General features: G+C 41.8%; 18 protein-coding genes. 7 read left to right on the top strand and 11 right to left on the bottom strand.

Going from position 1 to position 24905, the window contains the following annotated elements:
- Positions 1-20 precede the first annotated feature (20 nt).
- The 4 genes from B9Y69_RS02820 to B9Y69_RS02805 all read left to right on the top strand — a co-directional run bounded on the left by B9Y69_RS02820 (position 21) and on the right by B9Y69_RS02805 (position 6404).
- Positions 21-2264, top strand: a complete 2244-nt coding sequence (locus B9Y69_RS02820) for a bifunctional alpha,alpha-trehalose-phosphate synthase (UDP-forming)/trehalose-phosphatase (RefSeq protein WP_085471978.1) — start codon at positions 21-23, stop codon at positions 2262-2264.
- On the top strand, positions 2254-4059 hold the full coding sequence (locus B9Y69_RS02815) for a glycoside hydrolase family 15 protein (RefSeq protein WP_085471476.1): 1806 nt from the start codon (positions 2254-2256) through the stop codon (positions 4057-4059). The genes B9Y69_RS02820 and B9Y69_RS02815 overlap by 11 nt, the downstream gene beginning before the upstream one ends.
- Positions 4060-4199: 140 nt before the next feature.
- Entirely contained in the window at positions 4200-5267 is a 1068-nt protein-coding gene (locus B9Y69_RS02810; RefSeq protein ID WP_085471475.1) for a DNA topoisomerase IB, read from the top strand.
- An 87-nt stretch (positions 5268-5354) separates the two neighbouring features.
- The gene (locus tag B9Y69_RS02805) at positions 5355-6404 is read left to right on the top strand and encodes a saccharopine dehydrogenase family protein (RefSeq protein ID WP_085471474.1); all 1050 of its coding nucleotides are present in this window, start codon (positions 5355-5357) and stop codon (positions 6402-6404) included.
- A gap of 67 nt (positions 6405-6471) precedes the next feature.
- Here B9Y69_RS02805 and B9Y69_RS02800 read toward each other — a convergent pair whose 3' ends face one another.
- From B9Y69_RS02800 to B9Y69_RS02775, 6 genes are all read right to left on the bottom strand, one after another.
- Positions 6472-7635 carry an iron-containing alcohol dehydrogenase gene (locus B9Y69_RS02800; protein WP_085471473.1) on the bottom strand — a complete coding sequence of 388 codons (1164 nt, stop codon included), beginning with the start codon at positions 7633-7635 and terminating at the stop codon, positions 6472-6474.
- 254 nt (positions 7636-7889) lie between these two features.
- Entirely contained in the window at positions 7890-9581 is a 1692-nt protein-coding gene (locus B9Y69_RS02795) for a RagB/SusD family nutrient uptake outer membrane protein (RefSeq protein WP_085471472.1), read from the bottom strand.
- Between the two features lie 28 nt (positions 9582-9609).
- Complete coding sequence (locus B9Y69_RS02790; RefSeq protein WP_234991062.1) at positions 9610-12912, bottom strand: TonB-dependent receptor; 3303 nt, start codon at positions 12910-12912, stop codon at positions 9610-9612.
- A 177-nt stretch (positions 12913-13089) separates the two neighbouring features.
- Entirely contained in the window at positions 13090-14109 is a 1020-nt protein-coding gene (locus B9Y69_RS02785; protein WP_085471470.1) for a FecR family protein, read from the bottom strand.
- Between the two features lie 45 nt (positions 14110-14154).
- Positions 14155-14721: an RNA polymerase sigma-70 factor gene (locus B9Y69_RS02780; RefSeq protein WP_159451795.1), complete on the bottom strand. Its 567-nt coding sequence runs from the start codon at positions 14719-14721 to the stop codon at positions 14155-14157.
- A 191-nt stretch (positions 14722-14912) separates the two neighbouring features.
- The gene (locus B9Y69_RS02775) at positions 14913-15374 is read right to left on the bottom strand and encodes an Lrp/AsnC family transcriptional regulator (RefSeq protein WP_085471468.1); all 462 of its coding nucleotides are present in this window, start codon (positions 15372-15374) and stop codon (positions 14913-14915) included.
- 124 nt (positions 15375-15498) lie between these two features.
- On the opposite strand from B9Y69_RS02775, the gene rocD reads away from it, so the two are divergent.
- The gene (gene rocD / locus B9Y69_RS02770) at positions 15499-16755 is read left to right on the top strand and encodes an ornithine--oxo-acid transaminase (RefSeq protein WP_085471467.1); all 1257 of its coding nucleotides are present in this window, start codon (positions 15499-15501) and stop codon (positions 16753-16755) included.
- 6 nt (positions 16756-16761) lie between these two features.
- Positions 16762-17703, top strand: coding sequence for an arginase (locus B9Y69_RS02765; RefSeq protein ID WP_085471466.1), 942 nt, complete (start codon positions 16762-16764; stop codon positions 17701-17703).
- A 52-nt stretch (positions 17704-17755) separates the two neighbouring features.
- On the opposite strand, the gene B9Y69_RS19165 is transcribed toward B9Y69_RS02765, so the two are convergent.
- The 5 genes from B9Y69_RS19165 to B9Y69_RS02745 form a co-directional block, all read right to left on the bottom strand.
- On the bottom strand, positions 17756-17926 hold the full coding sequence (locus B9Y69_RS19165) for a hypothetical protein (protein ID WP_159451794.1): 171 nt from the start codon (positions 17924-17926) through the stop codon (positions 17756-17758).
- 161 nt (positions 17927-18087) lie between these two features.
- The gene (locus B9Y69_RS02760) at positions 18088-18990 is read right to left on the bottom strand and encodes a DUF3078 domain-containing protein (RefSeq protein ID WP_085471465.1); all 903 of its coding nucleotides are present in this window, start codon (positions 18988-18990) and stop codon (positions 18088-18090) included.
- A gap of 211 nt (positions 18991-19201) precedes the next feature.
- The gene (locus B9Y69_RS02755) at positions 19202-19549 is read right to left on the bottom strand and encodes a hypothetical protein (RefSeq protein WP_085471464.1); all 348 of its coding nucleotides are present in this window, start codon (positions 19547-19549) and stop codon (positions 19202-19204) included.
- A gap of 7 nt (positions 19550-19556) precedes the next feature.
- Entirely contained in the window at positions 19557-22697 is a 3141-nt protein-coding gene (locus B9Y69_RS02750; RefSeq protein WP_144036488.1) for a collagen-like protein, read from the bottom strand.
- 18 nt (positions 22698-22715) lie between these two features.
- Complete coding sequence (locus tag B9Y69_RS02745) at positions 22716-23978, bottom strand: T9SS type B sorting domain-containing protein (protein ID WP_085471463.1); 1263 nt, start codon at positions 23976-23978, stop codon at positions 22716-22718.
- A 394-nt stretch (positions 23979-24372) separates the two neighbouring features.
- Here B9Y69_RS02745 and B9Y69_RS02740 point away from each other — a divergent pair, with 394 nt between their 5' ends.
- The gene (locus tag B9Y69_RS02740) at positions 24373-24861 is read left to right on the top strand and encodes a DUF4822 domain-containing protein (RefSeq protein ID WP_085471462.1); all 489 of its coding nucleotides are present in this window, start codon (positions 24373-24375) and stop codon (positions 24859-24861) included.
- Positions 24862-24905: the final 44 nt, after the last annotated feature.

The raw sequence follows: 24905 nt of genomic DNA, 5'->3' as shown, positions 1-24905 counted from the left end.
TATGTAACTATATGAAAATCATGAAAAAACAAGCAGGTAAAATACTAATCATTTCGAATAGACTCCCCATAAAGATCGAACGACAAGATGAAAAACTAGTGATCAGCGCCAGCGAAGGTGGGCTTGCAACGGGGTTAGGTTCCATTTATAATAAAGACAATAACCTATGGATTGGTTGGCCCGGTATCGTTCCAAAGGATCAAGCGGAGAAAGATTTTATAACAGAAACACTATCGTCGTTAAACCTTATCCCTATTTTCTTAACAGAAGAAGAGATTGCTGGCTATTATGAGGGCTTTTCGAATGAGGTATTATGGCCCATATCACACTACAGCCCCACCTACGCGAATTACAATACGGACAACTGGCATTGCTACCAAACTGTAAACCAAAAATTCGCCGACCTCGTCCAGTTACATTGCAGCAACGAAGACACGGTCTGGATTCACGATTACCAGCTCATGCTTCTTCCTCATATGATACGACAAAAGAAAGAGAATATTGCGATCGGCTATTTTCAACATATCCCCTTTCCCCCGGATGAAGTTTTTAGAAGCATACCATGGCGAGATGAACTCTTACGTGGTATTTTAGGTGCGGATCTCATCGCCTTCCATACCTTCAATGATACCCAACATTTTCTAGATGCCTGTACGCATATCCTTGGCTTATCCATCTTTAATAATAACTTGCAAGTTTCCGGACGAACAGTATATGTGGAGGTTTATCCTATGGGCATCGATTTTGAAAAATTCAATGCCCTTTCGAAGAAAAAAGCCATAAAAGCTCGTTCGAGAGAAATTAGGGAACACTTTTCCAATAGAAAGATCATCGTTTCGGTAGACCGACTTGATTACAGTAAAGGAATCTTACCACGTATCGCCGCCTTTGAAGACCTATTGCTTCGCCATCCCGAGTGGAAAGGTCAAGTGGTCCTCTATATGCTGGTTGTACCTTCGCGAGACACCGTGGACCAATACAAAAGGCTTAAAGATGAAATCGATCGAAAAGTTGGCAATATCAATGCAGCCTATGGCAATAATGATTGGACGCCTATTGTGTATTTTTATACCTCATACCCTGTCGAAGAGCTTGTTGCGCTCTACCGTGCTGCCGATATTTGCCTGGTGACCTCCGTACGAGATGGAATGAATCTCGTTAGCAAGGAATATATCGCGTGCAAGGAACAAACGGATGGTGTTCTCATTTTAAGTGAGCTGGCCGGAGCTTCCAAAGAGCTTATCGACGCCATACAGATCAACCCCCATTCTATCGATCAGATACGAGATGCCCTTTCTCAAGCTTTAACCATGCCCAAAGAAGAGCAACATGAGCGTATGGCAGCCAGCATCGCACTCGTTAAAAAGTTTAATATTCACCATTGGGTCGATCTCTTTTTCACCAAATTAAAAGAAATAAAAATGCAGCAGGGCAAAGATTTTGCACGTCGAATCCGGCCTGAAACCCAAGATGCCATTTTAAAATTGTATCAACTGTCCAAAAAAAGACTGTTCTTTCTCGATTACGATGGTACACTCATTGGCTTCAATAATGATGTCAACAAAGCTGCACCGACCAATGAGCTATATGATACACTGGATAAGATACAGGCGTCACCAAACAATCAGATAGTGATCATTAGTGGTCGTCCCCATCAAATCCTTGAAAAATGGTTTGCAAACAAAAACTATATTCTAGTTGGTGAACATGGCGTCTGGAAAAAATATCCCGATGGTGCGTGGAAAAGTAAGTCCGACTTATCCAATACCTGGAAGGCATCCATCAAGAAAGTAATGCATAAATATGCCAACAAGACGGCCGGTGCCTTTATTGAAGAGAAAGAGTATTCCTTAGCTTGGCATTACCGAAAAACACAAGAAGGATTGGGACAATTTCGTGCGCAGGAACTGATCGATAGTATGCGGTACCTTATCCCCCACCATGGCTTACAGCTGTTGCGCGGCGATAAAGTAATTGAGGTCAAAAATCGCGATGTAAACAAAGGTAAAGCAGCGTTATCTATTGTACGTCGCCTTCAACCGGATTTCATTTTTGCTATAGGCGATGATGCCACCGATGAAGATATGTTCATTGAGCTGCCTAAGAACAATACCATCAGTATTAAAGTAGGCAACAAAAAATCGGTTGCCAAATTTTACGTCGAGAACCAGCATGAAGTGGCGACCTTGCTACAGAGTATTTTCGTAGAAAAAGACAAAACAAATGTAACAGTAACAAAAAAAGAGCATGCCTATGGAATCTAGTCAAAGACATCGTTATAATAGTGGAATAATCGGAAACTGTGCCTATATCGCACACATAGGAATGGATTCCGACATCAATTGGTTGTGTTGGCCGACGTTTGAAGATTCATTTGTTTTCGGTTCGCTCCTCGATAAAAATAAGGGTGGTGAATTTTCCATCAAGCCAAGTACAGAAATAAAACAAAGCAGACAATTCTATGTTGAAAATACGAATATCCTATGTACCGAAATTTTCAGCACTGATGGCGGATACCGGATTACGGACTTCGCTCCTCGGTTTGAGCAATATGAACGTTATTACAAGCCATTGATCTTGATCCGGAAAGTAGAGCCTATCGAAGGATATCCAAAAATTCAGGTCACCTGTCGCCCTACATATGAATACGGTAAGCAGGAATTTGAAAAACAACGCGGGAGCAATCATGTACAATATTACCACGACAATCTCAGAATGCGATTAGTCACGACTATGCCGGTCAGTCATTTTTTTGAAAACAACACCCATTATGTGCTTTCCAAACCCATCTACTTGATTTTGACATTTGGAAGCGCCTTTGAAGCTCCGATCGAACGGACGGCAGAAGAGTTTTTATCGCGTACAGAAGCCTATTGGCAAAAGTGGATTAAGAGTGCCTCTATCCCCAATTTTTACCAAAAAGAAGTTATTCGATCTGCATTAGCGCTTAAGCTGCATCAATACGAGGATACAGGGGCTATTATCGCCGCTAGCACCACCAGTCTACCCGAATATCCTGGGTCGGGCCGCAATTGGGATTACCGTTACTGTTGGTTACGCGATAGCTATTATGTTTTGACCGCGCTAAGTCATATTGGACAGTTTGAAGAGATGGAAAAGTATGCGGCATATATTGCTAATATCAGCCATATGGATACGGGCCGACTGCAGCCATTGTATGGCATCTTTGGACAACAGAAACTACAAGAAAGCACACTCGATCATATCGATGGTTATTTGCAAAACAAACCGGTACGTATCGGTAATCAAGCCTATGAACATATCCAAAATGATGTCTACGGACAAGCACTAATCGCTTTACTCCCCTTGTTAACTGATAGTCGGTTTAACTACGAACTACAGATTAACGCACGGGAATGGACCTCTTACATCCTACAAAAAATTAAAGCCACTATTGACGAATATGATGCCGGCATCTGGGAATTTCGACAGTTTGAAAATAGACATTGCTATTCGAATCTCTTCCAGTGGGCCGGAAGCACTGCCGCGTTAAAGATTGCCAAAATGTATGGCATGGAAGATATTGCGCATCAGGCGCGCGTAATGATTGGCAAGGCCACGAAGCATATTGAGGACTGTTACGACCAAGAGCGACATGTATATACCAATTCGGCCGGTGGAGAGAATCTAGACGCCAGTACACTACAGCTGATTATGATGAACTATCTTGATCCCGCGAGTGAGCGCGCGAAGCTACATCTAAGTGCTATGGAGAAAGAACTAAAAGGGGAAAACGGTCTATTTTATCGATACCTGCATCGTGATGATTTTGGTAAACCTAAATCTACCTTTCTGGTATGCGCTTTTTGGTATGTGGAGGCTTTGGCCTGCGTTGGTCGAATCGAAGAGGCACAAGAAACCCTGAATAACCTCATCGGATATTCAAATCACTTACTTTTATTCAGCGAAGATGTTTGTGAGCAAACAGGTAGTCAATGGGGCAATTTCCCACAGGCCTACAGTCATGTCGGCTTGTTGAATGCTGCCTACCGGATTGCCGTTAAGTTAGATCAACCTACCTTTTTCGAGAAAGAATAGGCTTGACTATTAAACAGTTTTTAACTATTTTAGATATAGGTTTCTTTTTTGCATTGATCTCTATTTAAATGATAAACAGGTAAGTAAACCAGCTTCAGAAAAAAACTGGTTCTAAGCATAATTTGACAGGGCAATCCATTATGACTCAACGAATAGACCTTGAGACAGAAGCGATGCATCAAGCAGGTCTTCGTTACATTTCATCTCAAGACAAGGGATATCAGCGGATCCGGAAAGGTGATACGTTTTGTTACATTGACCACAAAGAAAGTATCATTCATAATCCAAAAACATTAGACCGGATTCAAAAGCTTGTTATTCCTCCCGCTTGGCAAGAGGTCTGGATTTGTCGTTATGCCAATGGACACATTCAAGCGACAGGAATTGATAGTCGCGGGCGCAAGCAGTATCGATATCACGCTTTATGGACAGCGCTGCGAACCCGTGACAAATTCAATAATCTATATAGTTTCGGTCAACATCTACCTCGACTGGAAAAACAGATTGTACGCGACCTTAAACAGAAAGAGCTAACTAAAGATCATGTATGTGCAGTAGCTTTGGCTGTTATGAGCCTGACCTACTTTAGGGTTGGAAATGATATTTACGAAAAAGAGAATAAGTCGTATGGTCTGACAACATTACGCAATCGGCATGTCAAACAGGTATCTACAGACAAAATGTTCTTTCGTTTTATTGGTAAAAAGGGCGTTCGTCAGCAAAGTTACTTAAAGCAAAAAGGATTAGTTGCATTACTTGCTAAGGTAAAAGAAATTCCAGGGCAACGACTCTTTCAGTATTATGATAAGAATAAAGAAATTACACCACTTGAATCGGGAGACCTCAATAATTACCTACGCCATTCTATGAACCTTGAGGTAACATGTAAAACAATGCGAACCTGGTATGCATGCATCTTAACCTTGCAATATCTATCGAGATCTGAAATCCCTACTACGGAACATGGGCGTAAAGATGAACTTCTACAAACAATTGATACGGTCGCGCAGCATCTTGGCAACACAAGAGCGGTTACGCGAAAACACTATATCCACCCTTGCCTTCAGGAGCTCTACCTATCGGGTAAACTGGATTCTTGGATTCGAAGAAATGCAACAAAACAACATGATCCCACCAATCCCGTGTATCGGAAAAAATTAATGCAAATTCTGCAACATTTCTCTCCGGCAGAATCACTTGCCCATTAACACGCAATAAATTTTATAACGAATAGCCAGAATCCTATAACGAACCAACGTCTGTATTCTTCTACATTTGAGGATATAAACATTGGCATGAAAAAAAAGATACTTATTGTTGGTGGTTACGGCGCTGTTGGACGGCAAATAGCGACCAATTTAGTTCATACATATCCAAACTTAATCTTGGTAGCAGGAAGAAACTATTCGAAAGCAGAAAAATTAGCGGACGAGCTGTCCTCTAAGGTAATTCCATATGCATTTGACTTAGCAAACTTTGAAGATGATCCAATACTGAATGAAGTTCAATTGGTCATCGTATGTTTAGACAGTCCAAATACAAAATTCGTTGAAGCCTGTATTACTAAAGGAATCAACTATTTAGATATATCTGCTCAATATGCAAGCCTGCAACTAATAGAAAATCTCGATGCCCAGGCGCGTACGCACAAAAGCACCATTGTATTGAGTGCTGGTCTTGCTCCAGGCATGACAAACTTATTAGCGCAGCACGCTTATAGTCAGCTACAAGCCCCCGTTATGGTAGAGATATCCATCTTACTCGGACTAGGAGAAAAACATGGGGAACAGGCATATCGATGGACATTTAATCATATAGACCACACTTATATGCTGGGTTCTATGCGTATGGACAGTTTTAGCGATCCAATCCGAACGGAACTACTTGGTACAAGAAAATTCTACACATTCGATTTCTCCGACCAGCATGTTCTACGAAAAACGCTACCACATACGACAGTACAAACACGAATGGCATTCGACAGTAATTGGTTTACATCCATAACAGCATTCCTTCGAAAATGTCGACTGACAAAGCTCTTTAAAAATAAAAGAATACAAGATTTCGCTATCACCCTATTCGACAAGTGGTCGTTCGGAAGTGCTGTTTTTGGCGTAAAAGTGGAGGCAAAAGATAAAAAAGGCGACTTGAAGACCTATACCTTCACGGGCTATAATGAAGGGAAAATAACAGCCGCCTTCACCACAGAATTAGCGCGTCACTTGTTGACCCTGCCACAGCAGGCATATGGGGTCTTCCACAGTCATCAAATCATTTCGAATATACCGGACTTTATTGAACGGGTACAGCGATATGATCCCAGTTTCGAAATGAAAGAGGTTTAAAAGTACATCCGCTTAGAAAAGAAAAAACGTACTTGTAAAGTTGCAAAACCTACAAGTACGCTTTATACTATGCAATAGATAAACGAACGATTTCTCTAACTTTATCGGGTGTTACAATGCCGTTTTCACCGAGCTTTGTCCATCCTCTTTTTTCAAAGCGATCATTTATTAATTCGATAATATCTTCGGTATCGGATGTATAAGATGAAAGTTTTCCTTCCATACCCATCTGATCAAAAAACTCGACCGTCTTGGCAATCGCCTCTACAGCAACCTGCTTATTATCTACCCCTTCAATATTCCAAACACGTCTACCGTACTGTGCCAGCTTTTCTTCTTTATGATCGATCATCACGGTATACAAGTTTGGTGCAATTATAGCTAATGTCCGCGCATGGTCGATACCATATAAAGCTGTTAATTCATGGCCAATCATATGAGTTGCCCAATCGGTCGGCACGCCCTTTTGTATCAGTCCATTCAAAGCCATCGTACACGACCACATAAAGTTTGCTGCTAGTGTATAATCTTTCGGATTTTCGACCACCTTTACGCCTATTTCAACAAGCGTCTGTAGAATACCTTCAGCAAAACGATCCTGCAAAGAGGCGCCAACCGGATAGGTTAGATACTGTTCCATAACATGCGTAAATGCGTCAATGACTCCATTTTGCAATTGTCTTTTGGGAAGAGACGAAATAACGGTTGGGTCACAGATCGAAAACTTAGGAAACAAAGCGGGCCCTCCAAAAGGCAATTTCTCCTGCGTAGCAGCAATCGTAACTACCGATCCCGAATTCATCTCACTGCCTGTTGCTGGTAAGGTAAGGACAGTGCCAAAAGGAACAGCATTCTCCTTAATAGACATCCGCTTGTAGAGAATTTCTTTAGGGTCATTATCAAAATTAACAGCCGCCGAAATAAACTTAGCTCCATCAATAACGGAGCCTCCCCCTACCGCTAAAATAAAATCTAAACCTTCATGACGTATGAGCTCTACAGCCTTCATCAATGTTTCAAAATGCGGATTAGGTTCAACACCACCAAACTCCGTCACCCGAACGCCATCCAGCGCTTCTTTAACCTGTTCGTAGACACCATTCTTAAAAATACTGCCCCCGCCATACAACATCAAAACCTTTGCATCCGCTGGGACCAACTCTTTCAATTTGGCAATTTGTCCTTCTCCGAAGACAATTCTAGTTGGGTTATAAAATTCAAAATTTATCATATTATTCAATTAAATATGTTCCACTACGCGTCCTGTGCCTACCTCCACGGATCCATTCCTCTTTTCGCACGCAATTGTCGTAAAACCTTTTACCATTAGGAATGTAAATGTACCGCTAAAGCCATTATTGTCACCTATGATTTTGTCATATTGAAAACACAAAATTTTCTGATCTGGCTATAAAAAACAAAAACTACGAAGACTGAGCTTCGTAGTTTCTTGCTAACTTATCTAACTAAAATCCCAATGAAGGCTTATCTCGCGTATCCATCATTTTGTGGGTAATCTGGTCCTAAGAGATTCATCTGCGCTCTCGGAATCACCCAATTCACCATATACGGGCGAATAATACGACGTGCATCATTCCGATATGGATAGGGATCCAACGGTGTATTGGCATGTCCTGTCGACTGGTTCGTGTCCGAACTCTCATCGCCCGGTTTTCCATACCCCGCATGTTCTTTTACAAAGTCATAGAGCTTTCCTGTACGCTTCAGCATATACCAACGCTTTCCTTCAAATGCCAGCTCGCGTGCCTGTTCATCCAAGATATCTTGGAAGCTTAAAGTTGTCAAACCAGCGGCGCCCGCACGCTTACGAATCGCATTGATTTGTCCTAAAGCAGTCTTTGCAGTTACCTGATCGGCAGCACTACCAATATTTCCAAGATTCAAATTCGCTTCGGCCGCGAACAATAACGTTTCAGCCAATCGATACATCATACGATTCATGGTATGTGCATCACTAACCGGGATCCCAGTCGTCGGGAAGAATTTCTTACAGCCCGTCGTTAAACGTACAAAGAACAAGTGACGATCATTACCCGACGCGCCAAACTCCTTCCATTGCGGGTGCTCTATCCTACTACCCAATGTTTGCCCAGCTGGTAATGTCGCTGGATCGTTGTAATAGTAATCTTTGATATAATATGTGCCTTTAATACGTGTGTCATTTGGATCTTTCAACAACAGATCACGTAAGTAGTTGTTAACGGTCAGCCAACCAAAACCTCTTCCTCCCTGTTCGATAGAATATTTCGATCCAGGAATTAGCTCTGCATAGTTTGGCATAAGATTAAAGTTCAGCTTATTCGGGTTGCCGTCAATAGACTCCTTATACTGTAAGGTCCATAAAGATTCTCTATGGTTTAAATCGCCGGCAAATACCTGTCCTGTCGTGGCAACCAAACTATACGTTCCACTCTGACTAATAACCTCTTCGGCCTGTGTCTTCGCTTCCTGCCAATCTTTCTGCCACAAGGCAACTTCTGCTTTTAAGTGGCGTGCCGTAGCTTGATTGACGCGGCCAATTTGATAACTTGCCCAAGGTAAATTGGCAATTGCATACGTCAGATCCTCATTGACCAGTTTGTAAATATCTGCCTCTGATGTTTTTTCATTGATCGTATTGAAGGCCGTTTCAAAGCTTGTCGGTTCGGTCGTTACGTAAATATTATTAAACGTACGGAATAGCGTAAACACGGCTGTTGCACGGAAAAATTTAGCTTCCGCCAAAACCAACTTGCGTTTACTTTCGTCCATCCCTACCAACTTATCAGCAGACGCAATAAGCGCATTTGCCCGGTCTACAATTTTATAGTAGCTGTTCCACCAGTAAGAATGCACGGAACTGCTTTCCGCATGGATCCCCTGTCGTAACAATCCATAGTTCGAGATCTCACCACCACGCGGAACGGTCAGATCATCTTTTGCATCTATAATTAAACTGTTCGATCCATTATTATCGTTATTATCAAAAAACGCACGTTGTAAATTATACAAACCAACAACCCCAGCCTCTAATCCTTCCGGTGTATTGTAAACAAAATCCGCGCTAAACTGCGTCGTTGGATTCTCTGTTAAAAAGTCTTTACAAGAACTTAGCGATAGTGTAGCCATCAATGCTAAACACCAAGCGGCTTTTCCTCTTTTATATAGATAAGTCATATCTTCTATTGTTATACCTGTAATTCTATTATAAACCTAAATTAATTCCAAAAGTGAATGATTTCGCATCCGGGAATTCATTCGGATTATTCTCTGGGTTATACGATTTATACTTCGTCGCTGTCCAAAGGTTTGTTCCTGTGAAATAAAAGCGTAAACTGCTTAAATTCGCTTTACTGACAAACGATTTCGGTAAGGTGTATCCAACCGAAAATGTGCGTAACCTAAAGTAAGAGGCGTCTGTCACACTTAAAGCTCCAATATTAGCCGGTGCCATATCAAAACTAGGACGTGGATACTCGTTCGACGGGCGCTCTGGCGTCCAATAGTCTACTTTAATACCGTTACGAACTGATTGGAACGTTCCGCCTTGGTTAAAATCACTCAAGTATGGATTTCGTTTCATGGCGCCTTTCACATAATAGAAGTCAGCTAGCAAATCAATCCCTTTATAAGAGAACGTCGTAGCAAAAGAACCGATCCAATCAGGTTGAGTTTTATAACGAACCTTATCATCGTCATTAATAATTCCATCACCATTTATATCCTTTAAACGTATCGCTCCAGCAATCAAAGAAGCCGGCGTTTGAAAATTAGGGGTGTTGGCTTGTGCTGAAGATTTCGCTTCTTCATCTGTCTGGAAGATACCATCAAAAGCATATGAATTAATGACTGTAATAGGACTGCCGATAAAACGACTATTGTTCTCATCATCACGCGGTCTTCCTTGTGCATCAACCAATCCAGTTTTTACAATTTCATTCTTGTTCTTCGCAAACGTCGCATTTATAGACCATTTAAAATCTTGATTCCGAATGATCGCATAATTCACGAGTGCCTCAATACCACTATTTTTAGATTCTCCACCATTCGCAATCGTACTTGTAAAACCGGTTAAGGAGTTAACAGGAACCGTTAACAACAGGTCTCGCGTACGGGTCGTATAATAATCGACCGATCCCGTAATACGATTTTCAAGTAAGCCAAAATCCAACCCCGCGTTGAGCGTCGTGGATGTTTCCCAGGTAATACCAGGATTAGGTAATTGACTGCCTGGCAAACTTCCTCCAACAATATTTCCATTGAAAACATAATTGTGCACATTGACTAATCCCAACGTTTGATAAGGACTCAAAGCTTGATTCCCTACAGAACCATAACTTACACGTGCCTTCAATTCATTGATTGCCGAAACTGGCTTCAAGAACTCTTCTTGGTGTATCTTCCACGCCAATGAGGCTGCAGGGAAGAAAGACCACTTATCATTTGCAGAGAAAACCGAAGCACCGTCCTGTCTCGCTGTTACCGTAACTAGATATTTATCCAGGAGACTGTAGCGTACCCGTCCCATATAGGACAACAACCGGCGACGATCGTCGTTGCGCAGCGTTTTAAAGTTGAGCGCACTACTGATACCTTTATATCCTAAAAGATCATTCGGGAAATTATTAGCTTGGGTGCTTGTCAATGAATTATCGATTTGATTGATAGATTGCACCGCCGTCACATCGATATCATGGATATCACCAATGTTTAGCTTATAGGTTAAGATATTCTCAATTAGATATTCTTGACGTTTAAGATCCGAAACCATTGCCTTTCCATTTACACTTCCCATTCCTTCTTGGTGAAGACGCGTACGGTAGGAACCTTCATCTACGTTTTTATTACTGAACAAGGCATTGATCTTGTAGGTCAAATTATCCAGGATCTTGTAATTACCAACTAGATTCAGATTATAGAAGTTAGACTTTACGTCATTGCTTGACTCCCGTATATTCCACAACGGATTGATGGTACTGCTACTTGCATTTACGCCCGCCACGTTATTCACCAAATTGCCATTGATATCGTAAGGACCGGTGAATGGATTAATCGTGATAAAATCTAAACCAGTAGATTCCTTTTTTTGCTCATCTAAAGCCGCATTCAAGTTCGCTTCGATACTAATTTTTTCGCTTACCTTATGATTAAGGTTTAATCGAAAATTTCCACGCTTATATCCCGAGGAAGGAATTAGTCCCGACTGATTAAAGTAATTTAAACTACTAAATACTTTTGTCTGTGCAGAACCACCATTGATACTCAAGGTACTATTACTGATTCGACCATTTTTTAGCACCGCATCTTCCCAATCTGCAAAATTACCGGCTATATAGTTCAAATATTCAGGCGCTTTCTCTCCACCAAAATTATCTGCATCCTTCGGTAAAAACACACCACCATTACTTGTTCTTTTTGCTTCACGGCGGAATTGTGCGAATTCCTCTGGCGAATACAGATCAAAGTTTTTTGTTAGTTTTTGACTCGTTAGGTAGGTGCTTGCGGCAATGGCTGTTTTACCTTCTTTACCCTTCTTGGAAGTAATCAAAATTACACCATTGGATGCACGCGCACCATAAATCGCTTGTGACGATGCGTCTTTAAGAATCTCAATCGATGCAATATCATCTGGATTTACATCATTAATATTCTCTATTGGGAAACCATCTAAAACCACGAGCGGTGCATTACTTCCTGTAATAGATCGCTGTCCACGGATCAGAATATTGGATGTTCCACCAGGGCGTGCTGACCCCAACGATACAGCGACCCCAGCTGCTTGTCCCCGAATCATCTCTGAGATATTGGTTGTTGGAATAGCTTTGGCCGTATTCACATTGATTGTGGACACTGCTCCCGTAACATCGCTCCGCTTCTGCGTACCGTAACCAACTACCACCACCTCGCTCAATGCTTGGTTATCGACCGTAAGTGACACATTGATCACGGTTTGATTACCAATCTGAACTTCTTGTTTAAGATAACCGATGAAAGAAAACGTTAATGACGTTGCTCCATCCGGAATAGGCAGCTCATATCCACCGCTTGCATCCGACGTGGTTCCAGCCGTGGTCCCCGCAGCGACAACACTTACCCCGCCTAACGGTTTACCCGTTTCATCAACGACTCTTCCTTTAACTGTACGGACCTGCTTCTCCAAACGAGATTCTTCCATCTCCGTGCCTGCAGGTTTTGCATAAAGAATAACTTTATTTTCGTGAATTTTATAATCTATACCATACGGTCTTAATGCATTCTTTAAAAAGAATGCTAAAGATTGATTTTCTAGTTTAGAACTTATTTTTCTATTGGCATCAATCGCAGTCGGGCTATAAACAAACTCAATCTGATACCGGTTGGAAATATTCTTTAGGGTATTTTTTATCGTATTGTTTTCTGCCGAGACACTGATTTTAGCATCTAAAACAGCTTGCCCCACCGCAGGGCTTGCCATACCTACCGTATTACCTAGGGCAAGTAGTAAAATTTGTGCAACGGAAATTCTCATCACAGTCTTTGAGTGGACAATAATTCGCTTTTTTTTCATAAATTCGGTTTTCGTTCGTTTTGCTTAATTCGGACATTTTTTGCCGGCAGTCTCGTACACTGTCGGCATCTTTTTTAATTGGATGTAAGAATATTTTACATAGGCTACATGTTTTAAGGTTACGTAATTAATTCACGATTAACACCCCTCTCCCTCAATAATTATAGTACTATCATGAATGCTATATTTTGCCCCCAACGTGGCACATAGCAATTTTAGTTTCTTAAATAAATCTTCGTCATTTAAATTTCCCGTGAAGGTACAGTCCTTCATTTTTGAATTTGTAAATGTGATCTGAATGCCATACATCCCCTCTAAAGCATCCACGACATCCTGTATCGGTGTATCCATAAACGAAAAACTATACTGTGCCGCATGACTTTCCATATCCGCGTTCATTGGCCTTGGCGATGAAACAATAGCTTCTTTAAAATCTGACAATTGCGCATTATAAACAAAGCGTTTGTTTGGTGTCAAAACAACAGTATTCTGCTGTTTTTCAGAAGAAAACAACGTGTTTTTCCGTGGACTGACCTTTACCTTCCCGGTACGAACTTCAACAAAATTCGCTGCGATATCGGGTGTTGATTGGACCATAAAACTGGTGCCAACCACTTGTATATCGTGATGGTAGTTATGCACAATAAAAGGTTTCTTTTTATTCTTAGCGACCTCGAAGAAAGCCTTTCCTTTTAGGAATACTTCTCGTTTTGATCCTTCAAATATTTTAGGAAAGCTAAGGCTTGCTCCTGGATACAATTGAATTTTCGTACCATCACTCAGTAATAGTTTCTTAATCTCTAAACTATTGTTTTCTAAACTCTCGGGTTGACCAACCGAAATGCGATAAGACAAAGGTATAATACTGGTTTTCTCATAATAAAACCATGAAAATCCTAAAACTAACGATGCTGCCACTGCCACTTTGAAAAAGGGTGCAAATGACCTTTTCTTTTTACGCTGCAAGGTGGCGTCCGCCACGACCTCCCATATATTGGTTCCGATTCTTTTCAGTTCCGTTCCTTCGGGCGAAGCCTGTTGTTGTGCATTGAGGACATCCAAACCATCATACCAGTTCTGGAGCAGCTTTTCTTCTTCAGGGCTACATTGTCCATTTAGGTATTTTTCTAATAGCTTTTTGTATTGTTCCGTATCCATTTACGTATCGTTTCTATAGATAAGTAAACGAACAAGCTATTACCCCTAAAAAGAATTTAAGAAAAAATATATAAGAAGCACCACATAGTCTTTTAGGTGCCGACGTAAGGTTTTTATCGATTGGGTGATATGGTATTCGACCGCTTTTTCACTTATTTGAAAATCCTGGGCTATCTCTTTATTCGTGCGACTTTCAAAGCGGCTTAACTTGAAAATATCTTGCGTCTTTTGTGGTAAAGAAGCAATTCCTGCTTCAATACAGGCATTTAGCTCTTTTAAATTATATGTCGTTTCAATCGATGGGTTAGGGTTCCCATGAAGTTGTTCATGCTGCTTGTATCGCTCTTGAACCAGTTGATTTTTAATATAATTAATTACAGCATAGCGTACAGACATTCCTAAATAAGAACGCAGATTACTGATTTCTTTTCGATGTCTGTTTTCCCATAGGTCGATGAATATATTCTGCACGACTTCTTCTGCAACAACAGTCTTACCTGTCTTCTGCAAAGCTATAGCAAACATAAAGGACCAATACCGATCATAAATCGCCTTAAAAGCATGCTCATCATCATGCTTTATCTTTTCGAGAAGCGTTTCATCAAATTGCATAGGTATTGGCATCAAATTGAACCAAATTAAAGAAACAAGTTGAATTTACCAAAAGAAGGAACAAGATTAAGTGCAGCAGCGGTACACACAAAGGTCAACTCATCCATAGCCTGTATATATAGTATCCTACAAAAAAAGGAAAATAGCATTAAGAAATTGCTAAGAAGGTTTTAAATTTACATGTAACACGGCTACAAAATGATATTTCTTTTGAAAGCGCATCCCAGTTCAATAATAGAATCTGTTTTCGCAATCCCAGGAATCGTATCTATTTTCTCATACAAGACCTGGCGCATATGTTCATGATTTTTAGCAACCAGCTTTATATATAAGGTATAGTTACCGGTAATAAAATAGCATTCTGTTACTTCAGGAATCTTTTTCAGCTCTTCGATGACCCGTTGCGAATCCCCATCCTTTTCTAAAGTAATACCCGTAAATGCCCCCCAGTCATAGCCTAAAGCCTTCTCATTGAGAACAGGTCGCACCCCCAGCAGTAGCCCTTGGTCCAACAAACGCGTAACACGCTGGTGTACCATGGTATTCGAAACCTCCAACTCTGTTGCGATCGCAGAAAATGCTATTCGTCCATCCCGTTCAAGGATTTTCAAAATCCTGACATCAAAATCGTCCAATCTATTTAATGTATCCATCTAATATTTGTAAAAAAGTCAAATTAAACCCAAAACAACTAAAAAAAAGTTAATTTTCATCACAAATAGAGACCCAAGAATAAAATAACCTATTTTTGTATAACAAAACATAGATCTAAAAAACATGAACACAAAAGATAAGTCATACAGCACCGAAGAATACATAGCGCGCGAAGCGCAATATGGAGCACATAACTACCATCCCCTTCCCGTTGTTTTAGAACGTGGCGAGGGTGTTTATTTATGGGATGTGGAAGGCAAAAAATACTTTGATTTTCTATCGGCCTATTCGGCCGTTAACCAGGGCCACTGCCATCCTCGTATCATCGATGCGTTAAAAAAGCAGGCCGAAAAACTAACATTGACTTCTCGTGCATTTTACAATAATAAACTAGGCGAGCTTGAAGCATTCTTATGTGACCTATTCGGTTTTGATAAGGCGCTGGTAATGAATTCTGGTGTGGAAGCCGTAGAAACCGCCATGAAGCTTTGTCGTAAGTGGGGTTATGAGGTAAAAGGGATTCCCTCCAATACAGCCAAGATTGTTTTTGCCAAAGATAATTTCCACGGTCGTACGCTATCCGTTATCTCCGCCTCAAACGACAGCACAGCTACCACGAATTTTGGGCCCTTCTTGGAAGGGATTATCCTGGTACCATACAACGACCTTGAAGCACTGGAAACATTGTTTGCAGCAGACAGTAGTATTGCCGGCTTTATTGTTGAACCTATCCAAGGTGAGGCAGGTATCATTGTACCAAGCGAAGAATACTTAAGTAAAGTACGCGCATTGTGCACCAAATACAATGTCCTATTCATTGCCGACGAAATCCAGACGGGTATTGGCCGTACCGGGAGTATGTTAGCTTCTTACGAAATCAACGACACGGCCTCCGAGAGTAAACCAGACGTATTAATCCTAGGGAAAGCTGTCTCTGGTGGAGTTATGCCTGTTTCAGTTGTTCTAGCCAACGATGATGTAATGCTTACTATTCGTCCGGGAGAACATGGATCTACCTATGGTGGAAATCCTTTGGGTTGCGCCGTTGCTTTGGAAGCGATGAAAACATTGATCGATGAAAAACTAGCGGACAATGCTAAAGAGATGGGCGATCTTTTCCGTGCAGGACTCGAAGATATTGCGACACGCTGTAAACTGATTCGTTCGGTGCGTGGTAAAGGTCTTTTAACAGCCATTGTTATTGACGCCGAAGAAGATGATGATCTGGCTTGGAATATCTGTGTGACATTTATGAAAAATGGTCTTTTGGCGAAGCCTACCCACGGGAACAAGATTCGCTTGGCGCCACCTTTGGTTATCACCAAAGAAGAGATTGCGCAAAGCTTGGCGATTATTGAAAAATCACTACGTACATTCTAAAATCTTATGAAAAGGTCTATCGAACTCATTAAAAACAGATCAGATATTGGCGCAGGGACACGAGGAGCAGACCTTGGAATCGATGCCATGGAGATAGCGGCCATTAATAAAGGGAGTTTATTTTTTAAACAGTTCCCGCACGTTGATGTCCCGACACGGAATGAAACAGTATATGAGAATAATCCCTCTCCCTATGCAAAACATATCAAAGAGATCTATCAACAGTGTAAGCACCTGTCCTTTGCTGTAGAGACCAGCCTCTCCAAAGGTAGTTTCCCCGTGGTTTTCTCCGGAGATCACTCCTCCGGTATCGGAACGGTTTCCGGTATCTCGGCTGCTTTTCCTGAAAAAGTAATCGGTATTATCTGGATCGATGCGCATGCGGATATACATTCGCCCTATACGACTCCTTCTGGAAATATGCATGGTATGCCTTTGGCCGCTGTTTTGGGTTTAGACAACCTCCAGGATCGCATAAATGATGTTGACCCAGAGACACAAAAATATTGGGAAAAATTAAAAGCCTTAGGCAAGAGCGAATCAAAGCTTGATCCCGGTCACCTGATATACTTTGGTGTCCGCGATACCGAAATACCAGAAGATAACCTGATTGCTGATTTAGGCATAAAAAATTTTAAGGTCGATGAAGTCCGCCAACGTGGCATCCAAGCATGCATCGACGAAAGTTTTTCCCGGTTGAAAGATTGCGATTTCATCTATGTATCTTTTGACGTAGATAGTATGGACAGCGATTTAGTCTCTGAAGGCACAGGGACACCGGTGCCAAAAGGTTTTGAGCCTACAGAAATTATTCAGTTACTAGATGGGTTCCTGGTCAATGAGAAAGTTTTATGCTTAGAAATCGTGGAGGTAAACCCACTGTTGGATAAGCAAGGAAATAAAATGGCTGAAATTGCATTTGACATCGTAGAAAAGACAATTGTTTAGTCATTTTCTCTACAAATAAAAGAATGCATACTTTTACTATGTATGCATTCTTTTATACTTCATCAATATACAAGCTTTTAAACAATGTTCGCTCAATCCAGCACCACTCTTGGTATTCGGATTCATCCCAGTTCTTTCTGATTTTCAGTAAAAGAAAATAATAACGTTCCAGCAATAAATTTCTGCTGAAAGTCGTGTCTTCAAAACTAGACTCTAATTCCATATGATCTAAAATATAAAAGTGACCCCCAGAAACACTACGGTAAAGAAAAGGAACTTATTTCGAATGATACAACACTTTATGTGTGAAACTTCAAAAAACAACTTTGAAGCGTCCGAATGTAACACCAAACCGTTCCGTTCATTTTCAAATCACTTCATATGTTAGAACTTATATGTCAGTCCGGCACCAAAGATCTGTCTTACCTGCAAACCTTTTCCAATGTGGCCATCCGATTTTGGCACATCAACATCATCATCATAAATAAGCTGTACACCCGCATTGACCGACACGTAGCTATTCACTTTCATAAATAGATTAGCAGTATAATCGACATCTACATTTTTGGGGTTATCCAAATAATTAGAGTATAGCTTCAATATGTTTTCAAAAGATACATTTTCCATGAGCTTCACTTTGTAATAGGCATCCAAAGAGGCACCAAACTCGGCACGGGCAAATTTATCTTCATCTACGCCATATCGACTTCGAAGCATCTTATCCTCCACCATAACAAACCGGGCGGCGACGGGCGAAATATTTACGCGAAAATCATCCGATTTCTTATAAGCTACCCCTGGACCAAAGGTTAGGTAAGCTGGTGCGAAAAAGCGCGAAATCGCCTTTCCATCATTGCCTAAGGTATTATCCGATTTATAATCATATCCGTTCGTGAATTGTGTGTTAAAGTTCATATAGAACGTATACAACCAGTATTCGCTCGCCTTAAGTCCCAACAAACTATTTAGTATCAATCGGTCGTCATTCTTACGCCATTTGGTTGCGTCTTGAAATGTTCTTCCATACGCCAATATCACTTTATTATCCCAACTCCAGCGGTCCTTTTTGTAGTTGAAATCATAGTTTACGCCTAAATTACCTGCAAATGAGTTAATACCTCCGGCAGACCAGTTAGAAAAGGCACTTTGATTAATTAAGAAAGTATTTTCCCCCTTAATCGTCCATTTCTTCGTTTCCGCAGGTTCCTTTTCTGCCGCTTTATCCTGCGCATTCGTTTGGAGTCCACCGACTAATAATAATCCAAAAAAAAGTGTCTTAAATCGCATAAATTAAGTAATTAAAAAGTAGACAATTAGTTTAGTATGAACGGAAAACCGCATATATTATTAAACAATAAAAATATAATCTTGTTTAGCGTAATTCAAAGTTTATTTCATACGGGTTTATTTTCTTTTACGGCCCGGACCTCCGCTCATAAAAAATCCTCACCAAAAATGATGAGGACCTTACACAATGCTAAAAAGCTTCGAAAATATGCTACTTTTTAGGTTCTACGCCTTGGTCACTAATTTTAGGTGCCACTGCGGGCGAAGGTGCCTTTTTCGCAGCGTTTTCTAAGACCGCACGACTAGAGACCAAATCACTTGCTGAGCCTTTGCTTTCGGCAGGATTTACTTTTCCTGTACCTGTATTTTTGATTGTCCCTTGTGGGGTTGAAAATGCTTGTTTAGGAGCAGCACTCTCCTGCTTAAAAGGAAGCTTATTCTTTCCTCCCGAAGTCACAATCTGTTCCCACCTTGCCTGCTCCGATTGCGCTTGTGCTTGCCCATGCGCTGCCACGCCAACAAGAAACAATACCAACAAACCTATTTTAATTTTTTTCATAACTCGTCTATTTAACGTTTACCAATACTTTTATCTTCTCCACTTTGGAACCCTTATAGGGTTCCAAAGCCTTCCCAATCACCTGACCGACTTTTACCTTATCCACATCCGCTTTCATCGCAACCCCTGGAATAGAAGAAGTCACCAAAAGATCTCCACGCTCAATTGCTCCTCCTTCCAGACACACCTTCGTTGGAATCACCCCAACCACGCCCATCGGTACTTTATCTGATATATCCGTGTCCATACTCTCCTCCGTCAACAAAACCCCAGGTTTAGTAGCATAGACCCCCACCACCAGCGTAGAATACGGAGAGGCAGATTTTTCTACGGTTCGATCTTCATCCTTGGAGATCACCAATACATCCCCCGCTTCGTAAGTGGATAAACCACCGATCACGTCAAAAGCCTCTGCAATATCGGCACCACTGTTTTGGGTTCCGCCATTAAAGAATGCCCTCCCACTTTTATTAATCCGTGCGACATTGGCACCACCACTTTGAAATACAACTAAATTACCTTCCGAACCTGTATGGTTTACCAATAAGGTTGCGCCTTTTCCCTCGGATTCAATATCAACCGTAGCTTGCGTATTGGATTCATTAAAATTGGCAAATTTTGCCGCCTTTCCAAGGCCAAAAGAAGGAACCCAACCGTAAACCGCTGTTCCAGTTCCTTGCGTGCTAGCTTCAATAGCATTTCCATTTTTCGCAGCATTGGTCGTTATGGCGTTACCATTACCATCAGCCTTCACCACTAAGGCGGTCCCATTACCGTTTACATTTGCCGCATGAAACAATCCGGCATAGCCACCCGTTCCCGAAGACTTTCCAAACACTGCGGCAGCACCGAAATTCCCAAAAATGGTGTTCACCTCAGCCCGAACGGCAGCAGCTACACTATTCGTATTATCAACGATGAAGGAAGCTGCATTTCCCTTGCTGTTATCCGGAATATTACCATTTCCATTTGTTACCACTTCTAGGGTATTGGCATCTATATTTTGCATGTTATAGTTTTCAAAGCGTCCAGCGCGACCGGTACTATTGTTGAGTCCCACTTGTCCGAACACGCCTATCGCTTTTCCTGAAGAATTGGTTGAAATAAATCCGCGAACGCCATAACCACCACCATCATTTCGCCCCACCACGGCACCCGCAATATCGCTGGTTGTTAATCCCACTACGGCTTCTCCTCCTCCACTGTTTTGCCCAAGAATTCCTGCCGAAGTCTGTGCTGTTGTAATTCCTTTGATTGAAATTCCACCATTTGTATTCGCTAAAACCCCACCACCAGTACCCGTTGTTTGAACATTAATTACCGTTCCGTTCCCAACAGTACTCACATCCAATACATTACTATTATTCGAATTATTAAAAATACTTATATTAGCCGCCCGGCCATTATTGCTCGTTGCCGTTAAGCCTACCCCTGAGGTACTATTTGCATAGACACCAGTTCCATTCGCAGTAGCATTACCATAAACTCCCAATCCATTGGGCGTAACCCCATATAGGCCCCAACCAGAACCAGCATGGCTTCCCCAAACACCGATACCTAGGCCACCCGTGCCGTCATTCATTCCGCGTACACCCGTAGAAAATCCGCCTGCGGAAGTACTTTCAATACGTCCTTGAACAGCGGATACACTAGAGCTTGTGCTTGTTATCGTGCCAGAAACGGCTGTTCCATCGCCAGCATTGCGAAGGGAAAACAATTTATCTCCACTATTTTCGTCTGCCGTATACGGTAACGTGAATCCGCCTGATGACGCAGAACTAGGTGCCCATTGCGTTCCATCAAAACGAAGGATATTATTCGTTGCAGGAGTAGCACTACTCATTGGGACGCCTTGTAATTTAACAACTTTCGGATCGGGATAGGCACCTGTTAAGTCGCCTCCCGCAGTCACACCATTAATACTCGCATCCGATCCAGCAGGCCCAGCAGGTCCCTGCGGACCAACGGCACCTTGTAATCCCGTATCTCCCTTCTCTCCTTTAGCGCCAGCAACTCCTTGCGGACCAACGGCACCTTGTAACCCCGTGTCTCCCTTTTCTCCTTTAGCGCCAGCAACTCCTTGCGGACCAACGGCACCTTGTAATCCCGTATCTCCCTTCTCTCCTTTAGCGCCAGTAATTCCTTGTGGACCAACGGCACCTTGTAATCCGGTATCTCCCTTTTCTCCTTTAGCGCCAGTAATTCCTTGTGGACCAACTGCACCTTGTAATCCGGTATCTCCCTTCTCTCCTTTAGCGCCAGTAATTCCTTGCGGACCAACTGCACCTTGTAATCCGGTATCTCCCTTTTCTCCTGTAGCACCAGTAATTCCTTGTGGACCAACTGCACCTTGTAATCCGGTATCTCCCTTCTCTCCTTTAGCGCCAGTAATTCCTTGCGGACCAACTGCACCTTGTAATCCGGTATCTCCCTTTTCTCCTGTAGCACCAGTAATTCCTTGTGGACCAACTGCACCTTGTAATCCGGTATCTCCCTTCTCTCCTTTAGCGCCAGTAATTCCTTGCGGACCAACTGCACCTTGTAATCCGGTATCTCCCTTTTCTCCTTTAGCGCCAGTAATTCCTTGTGGACCAACTGCACCTTGTAATCCGGTATCTCCCTTTTCTCCTTTAGCGCCAGTAATTCCTTGTGGACCAACTGCACCTTGTGATCCGGTATCTCCCTTCTCTCCTTTAGCACCAGCAACTCCTTGTAACCCCGGATCTCCCTTCTCTCCTTTCGCCCCAGCAATACCAGGTGTTCCAGCAGGACCTACACTTCCTTTTAAGGATGCAATAAAATCAGAAACAGTGCCTTTGTTTCCTGTCTGTAACCAAAGATCATAGGCCGACGAATTGGCTACCCATTTCTGACCATCGTTATAATAAATCCCAACTTGGACATCACCAACAGCTTTTGTATTAAACACCATAATCCCGGCCTCGTGCGCTGTCAACGGGTATGGATTCGCGGTAGCCTTCAGCTCTACACGTGCATGTAGCAAGCCTCGCTTCGTACTGTTTAGCTCCAAAATAGCGTTCTTACTTGGCAATGCATTTGTTCCACTATCATCTGAAACCTTTGACTGTGCCATCACACTTCCCTGTGCCAATAAGAAACCAATGAAAATACTGTATTTATGTTTCATACTTACTTGTTCAAAATTCTATTTTGTTAATAATACCCATCCTTTGAATACCGTCTTGCTACCTCCTTCATGCGCGGTAATAACATAAAAATAAGTGCCGGCAAGCTGTCCGATTCCAGCCCAACTGTTATCGTATCGCGTATGATGATAAAGCTGATTCCCCCATCGGTTAAATATCTGAACTTCAACATGGTCAAAAGCTTCGATTCCTATTAAGACAAATTGATCGTTAATGCCATCTCCATTCGGAGAAAAGGTATTCGGAATAAAAAAGTCTTTTGTTGAGGTACTAGCTTTTGTAAGCCACGCACTATTGTCTTCTTTATTTGCGGCCAGTGCAAGAGGCCCAATCTGGTGCAGGCCAAGGCTAATTCTCTTTGTCAAAAGTTTATCTAGATTTTCAGTCCCATTAAATTGATAAATGAACGCCTTTTCATCTATATATTTTTCATTATTAACGTCAGCAGGTTGCTCCAACGTTATCACGGCACTTAGCAGCTCCGGGCTATAGATATTCCAATCTAGGTTTATGCCGAATCGGGGATCTTTGGGACGTACAGGGCTACTGAATCTATCGGACGCGCGTACATACACCGTTCCTTCAGTCGTGACAGCGCTGATTGTAACAGGCGCATAATGAAGATCCCCACTCGCCACAGGATAAGTAAACGTTGCACCGGGCGAAAGGAGCTTCAATACATGCCCCCTATCTGTATCCGTAATCAACCGCCGTTGACCGCTATAGTTATTAATCACGGCGTTTCGCGCCAACCCTAGGTTGTAACCATTTAACCGAACATCTGCACCATTCTTCGCCAGGTGTAGCTCTGATCCTATATTTAGCCGTGCCGCATCGGAACCTGCCGGATTCTGGATGCTATATCCAGGATCGTTGATATCTTCCAATACAATCCCCGTGCTGTTGTGGTGCTCTACAAGTACTTGAATAAAATTACTGTTGTTGCCGTCGACTATGGTTGCCTTCTTTTTGGAGTTCGGGAAATACGGACTGTCACCTGGGTTATAGATGATCAACCGACCCGACCCTTTGATTGCAGCATTTGGAGCTATCCATATTTTCTGCGACCAGATCTCTACAGTGCCATCGATTATCCAGTCGGCTTCTGGACCAAAGTAAATAGTTTCAGAAAATAGTTGGTGTATATTTCCTTGTCCAATCTGTACACTTGAATTCTCCATTAAAACACCTCCCGGCATTTCTTGTCCCGATGAAGAACAAATGCTCAAAACGAATAAAAAGAAAAGTAATATCTTTTGCATAGTAAATTCTACCAACACGATTTCTAAACGTTGAATTTAAGTAACCCTAAAAGAGCTATCGTCGAATATGATTTAGTCGTAAAAGTAAGAACAGCACTGTCCCCCAACAAACTTTATAGGGGGACAAAAGGGGGACACACACTCTAAATGCTGTTATCGCATATAAAAATTACATAAAAGGATGTTATAAAGTCGATTTTTCACTTTAAGGCTTACGATACTTTTAATTTCAACTATGGCTATTGAATAAAAAACTTATAGACACTAGTATATATTATTAATCAACCAAGAGGATAGCCACCAATAGATCTGTTATAAAATTTACAAGTTTCAGCATAAAAACCACAATAGCGTTCCCCTTGCTTCCATGATATTTGTATAAAAATATACAACGATGAAACACCTAAAAAAAATGACTTTCGGCCTTTTGGTCGCCTTGATTGGTATCACACTTTTCAGCTGTGATAAAGACGACCATGTTGTTGAAGACAAATTGACTCCAAGTGAGATCCTAGCCCATACGCCTTGGGTTACTTCCAATGCGAAAAACAACAAAGGCGAGAATGTTGCATTGAGCGATGCGAATGTATCCAATTTCGTGGGTTATGCGTACTTCAAAACCAACGGAACATTCACCATGTTCAACTTGGACGATTCACCTAAGATGCAAGGAGATTGGTCGGTGCCTCTTGATGGTAAGACGCGCACTATTGTTGCCAAAAATGACGCTGGTATGGTCTTGTTTACGCGTGTGGTGGATATTACTGTTTTAACAAAACAGGAGTTTACGTATCGAATTTATCCAAACAATAACGATAAAACGTTGTTCTTCGATATTATTCATACACCAACCAATCACAAAGAGCCTTCGGCTAAAAAATAGTAGCCTCAGATACTCGGGCAAATGGTGGTCATACCACTTGCTCG

The sequence above is a fragment of the Sphingobacterium psychroaquaticum genome, from assembly GCF_900177625.1.
GTDB classification, from domain to species: domain Bacteria; phylum Bacteroidota; class Bacteroidia; order Sphingobacteriales; family Sphingobacteriaceae; genus Sphingobacterium; species Sphingobacterium psychroaquaticum.
The sequence above is the reverse complement of the archived record's forward strand: the minus strand, read 5'-3'. Positions and strand labels throughout refer to the sequence as shown.

What these genes read in the sequence shown, in the direction of transcription:
- rocD (WP_085471467.1), top strand. Translation starts at nt 15,499, where the DNA reads ATGAACACAAAAGATAAGTCATACAGCACCGAAGAATACATAGCGCGC.
- B9Y69_RS02775 (WP_085471468.1), bottom strand. Translation starts at nt 15,374, where the DNA reads ATGGATACATTAAATAGATTGGACGATTTTGATGTCAGGATTTTGAAA.
- B9Y69_RS02820 (WP_085471978.1), top strand. Translation starts at nt 21, where the DNA reads ATGAAAAAACAAGCAGGTAAAATACTAATCATTTCGAATAGACTCCCC.
- B9Y69_RS02805 (WP_085471474.1), top strand. Translation starts at nt 5,355, where the DNA reads ATGAAAAAAAAGATACTTATTGTTGGTGGTTACGGCGCTGTTGGACGG.
- B9Y69_RS02780 (WP_159451795.1), bottom strand. Translation starts at nt 14,721, where the DNA reads ATGCAATTTGATGAAACGCTTCTCGAAAAGATAAAGCATGATGATGAG.
- B9Y69_RS02810 (WP_085471475.1), top strand. Translation starts at nt 4,200, where the DNA reads ATGACTCAACGAATAGACCTTGAGACAGAAGCGATGCATCAAGCAGGT.
- B9Y69_RS02785 (WP_085471470.1), bottom strand. Translation starts at nt 14,109, where the DNA reads ATGGATACGGAACAATACAAAAAGCTATTAGAAAAATACCTAAATGGA.
- B9Y69_RS02790 (WP_234991062.1), bottom strand. Translation starts at nt 12,912, where the DNA reads ATGAGAATTTCCGTTGCACAAATTTTACTACTTGCCCTAGGTAATACG.
- B9Y69_RS02760 (WP_085471465.1), bottom strand. Translation starts at nt 18,990, where the DNA reads ATGCGATTTAAGACACTTTTTTTTGGATTATTATTAGTCGGTGGACTC.
- B9Y69_RS02815 (WP_085471476.1), top strand. Translation starts at nt 2,254, where the DNA reads ATGGAATCTAGTCAAAGACATCGTTATAATAGTGGAATAATCGGAAAC.
- B9Y69_RS02795 (WP_085471472.1), bottom strand. Translation starts at nt 9,581, where the DNA reads ATGACTTATCTATATAAAAGAGGAAAAGCCGCTTGGTGTTTAGCATTG.
- B9Y69_RS02765 (WP_085471466.1), top strand. Translation starts at nt 16,762, where the DNA reads ATGAAAAGGTCTATCGAACTCATTAAAAACAGATCAGATATTGGCGCA.
- B9Y69_RS02755 (WP_085471464.1), bottom strand. Translation starts at nt 19,549, where the DNA reads ATGAAAAAAATTAAAATAGGTTTGTTGGTATTGTTTCTTGTTGGCGTG.
- B9Y69_RS19165 (WP_159451794.1), bottom strand. Translation starts at nt 17,926, where the DNA reads ATGGAATTAGAGTCTAGTTTTGAAGACACGACTTTCAGCAGAAATTTA.
- B9Y69_RS02750 (WP_144036488.1), bottom strand. Translation starts at nt 22,697, where the DNA reads ATGAAACATAAATACAGTATTTTCATTGGTTTCTTATTGGCACAGGGA.
- B9Y69_RS02745 (WP_085471463.1), bottom strand. Translation starts at nt 23,978, where the DNA reads ATGCAAAAGATATTACTTTTCTTTTTATTCGTTTTGAGCATTTGTTCT.
- B9Y69_RS02800 (WP_085471473.1), bottom strand. Translation starts at nt 7,635, where the DNA reads ATGATAAATTTTGAATTTTATAACCCAACTAGAATTGTCTTCGGAGAA.
- B9Y69_RS02740 (WP_085471462.1), top strand. Translation starts at nt 24,373, where the DNA reads ATGAAACACCTAAAAAAAATGACTTTCGGCCTTTTGGTCGCCTTGATT.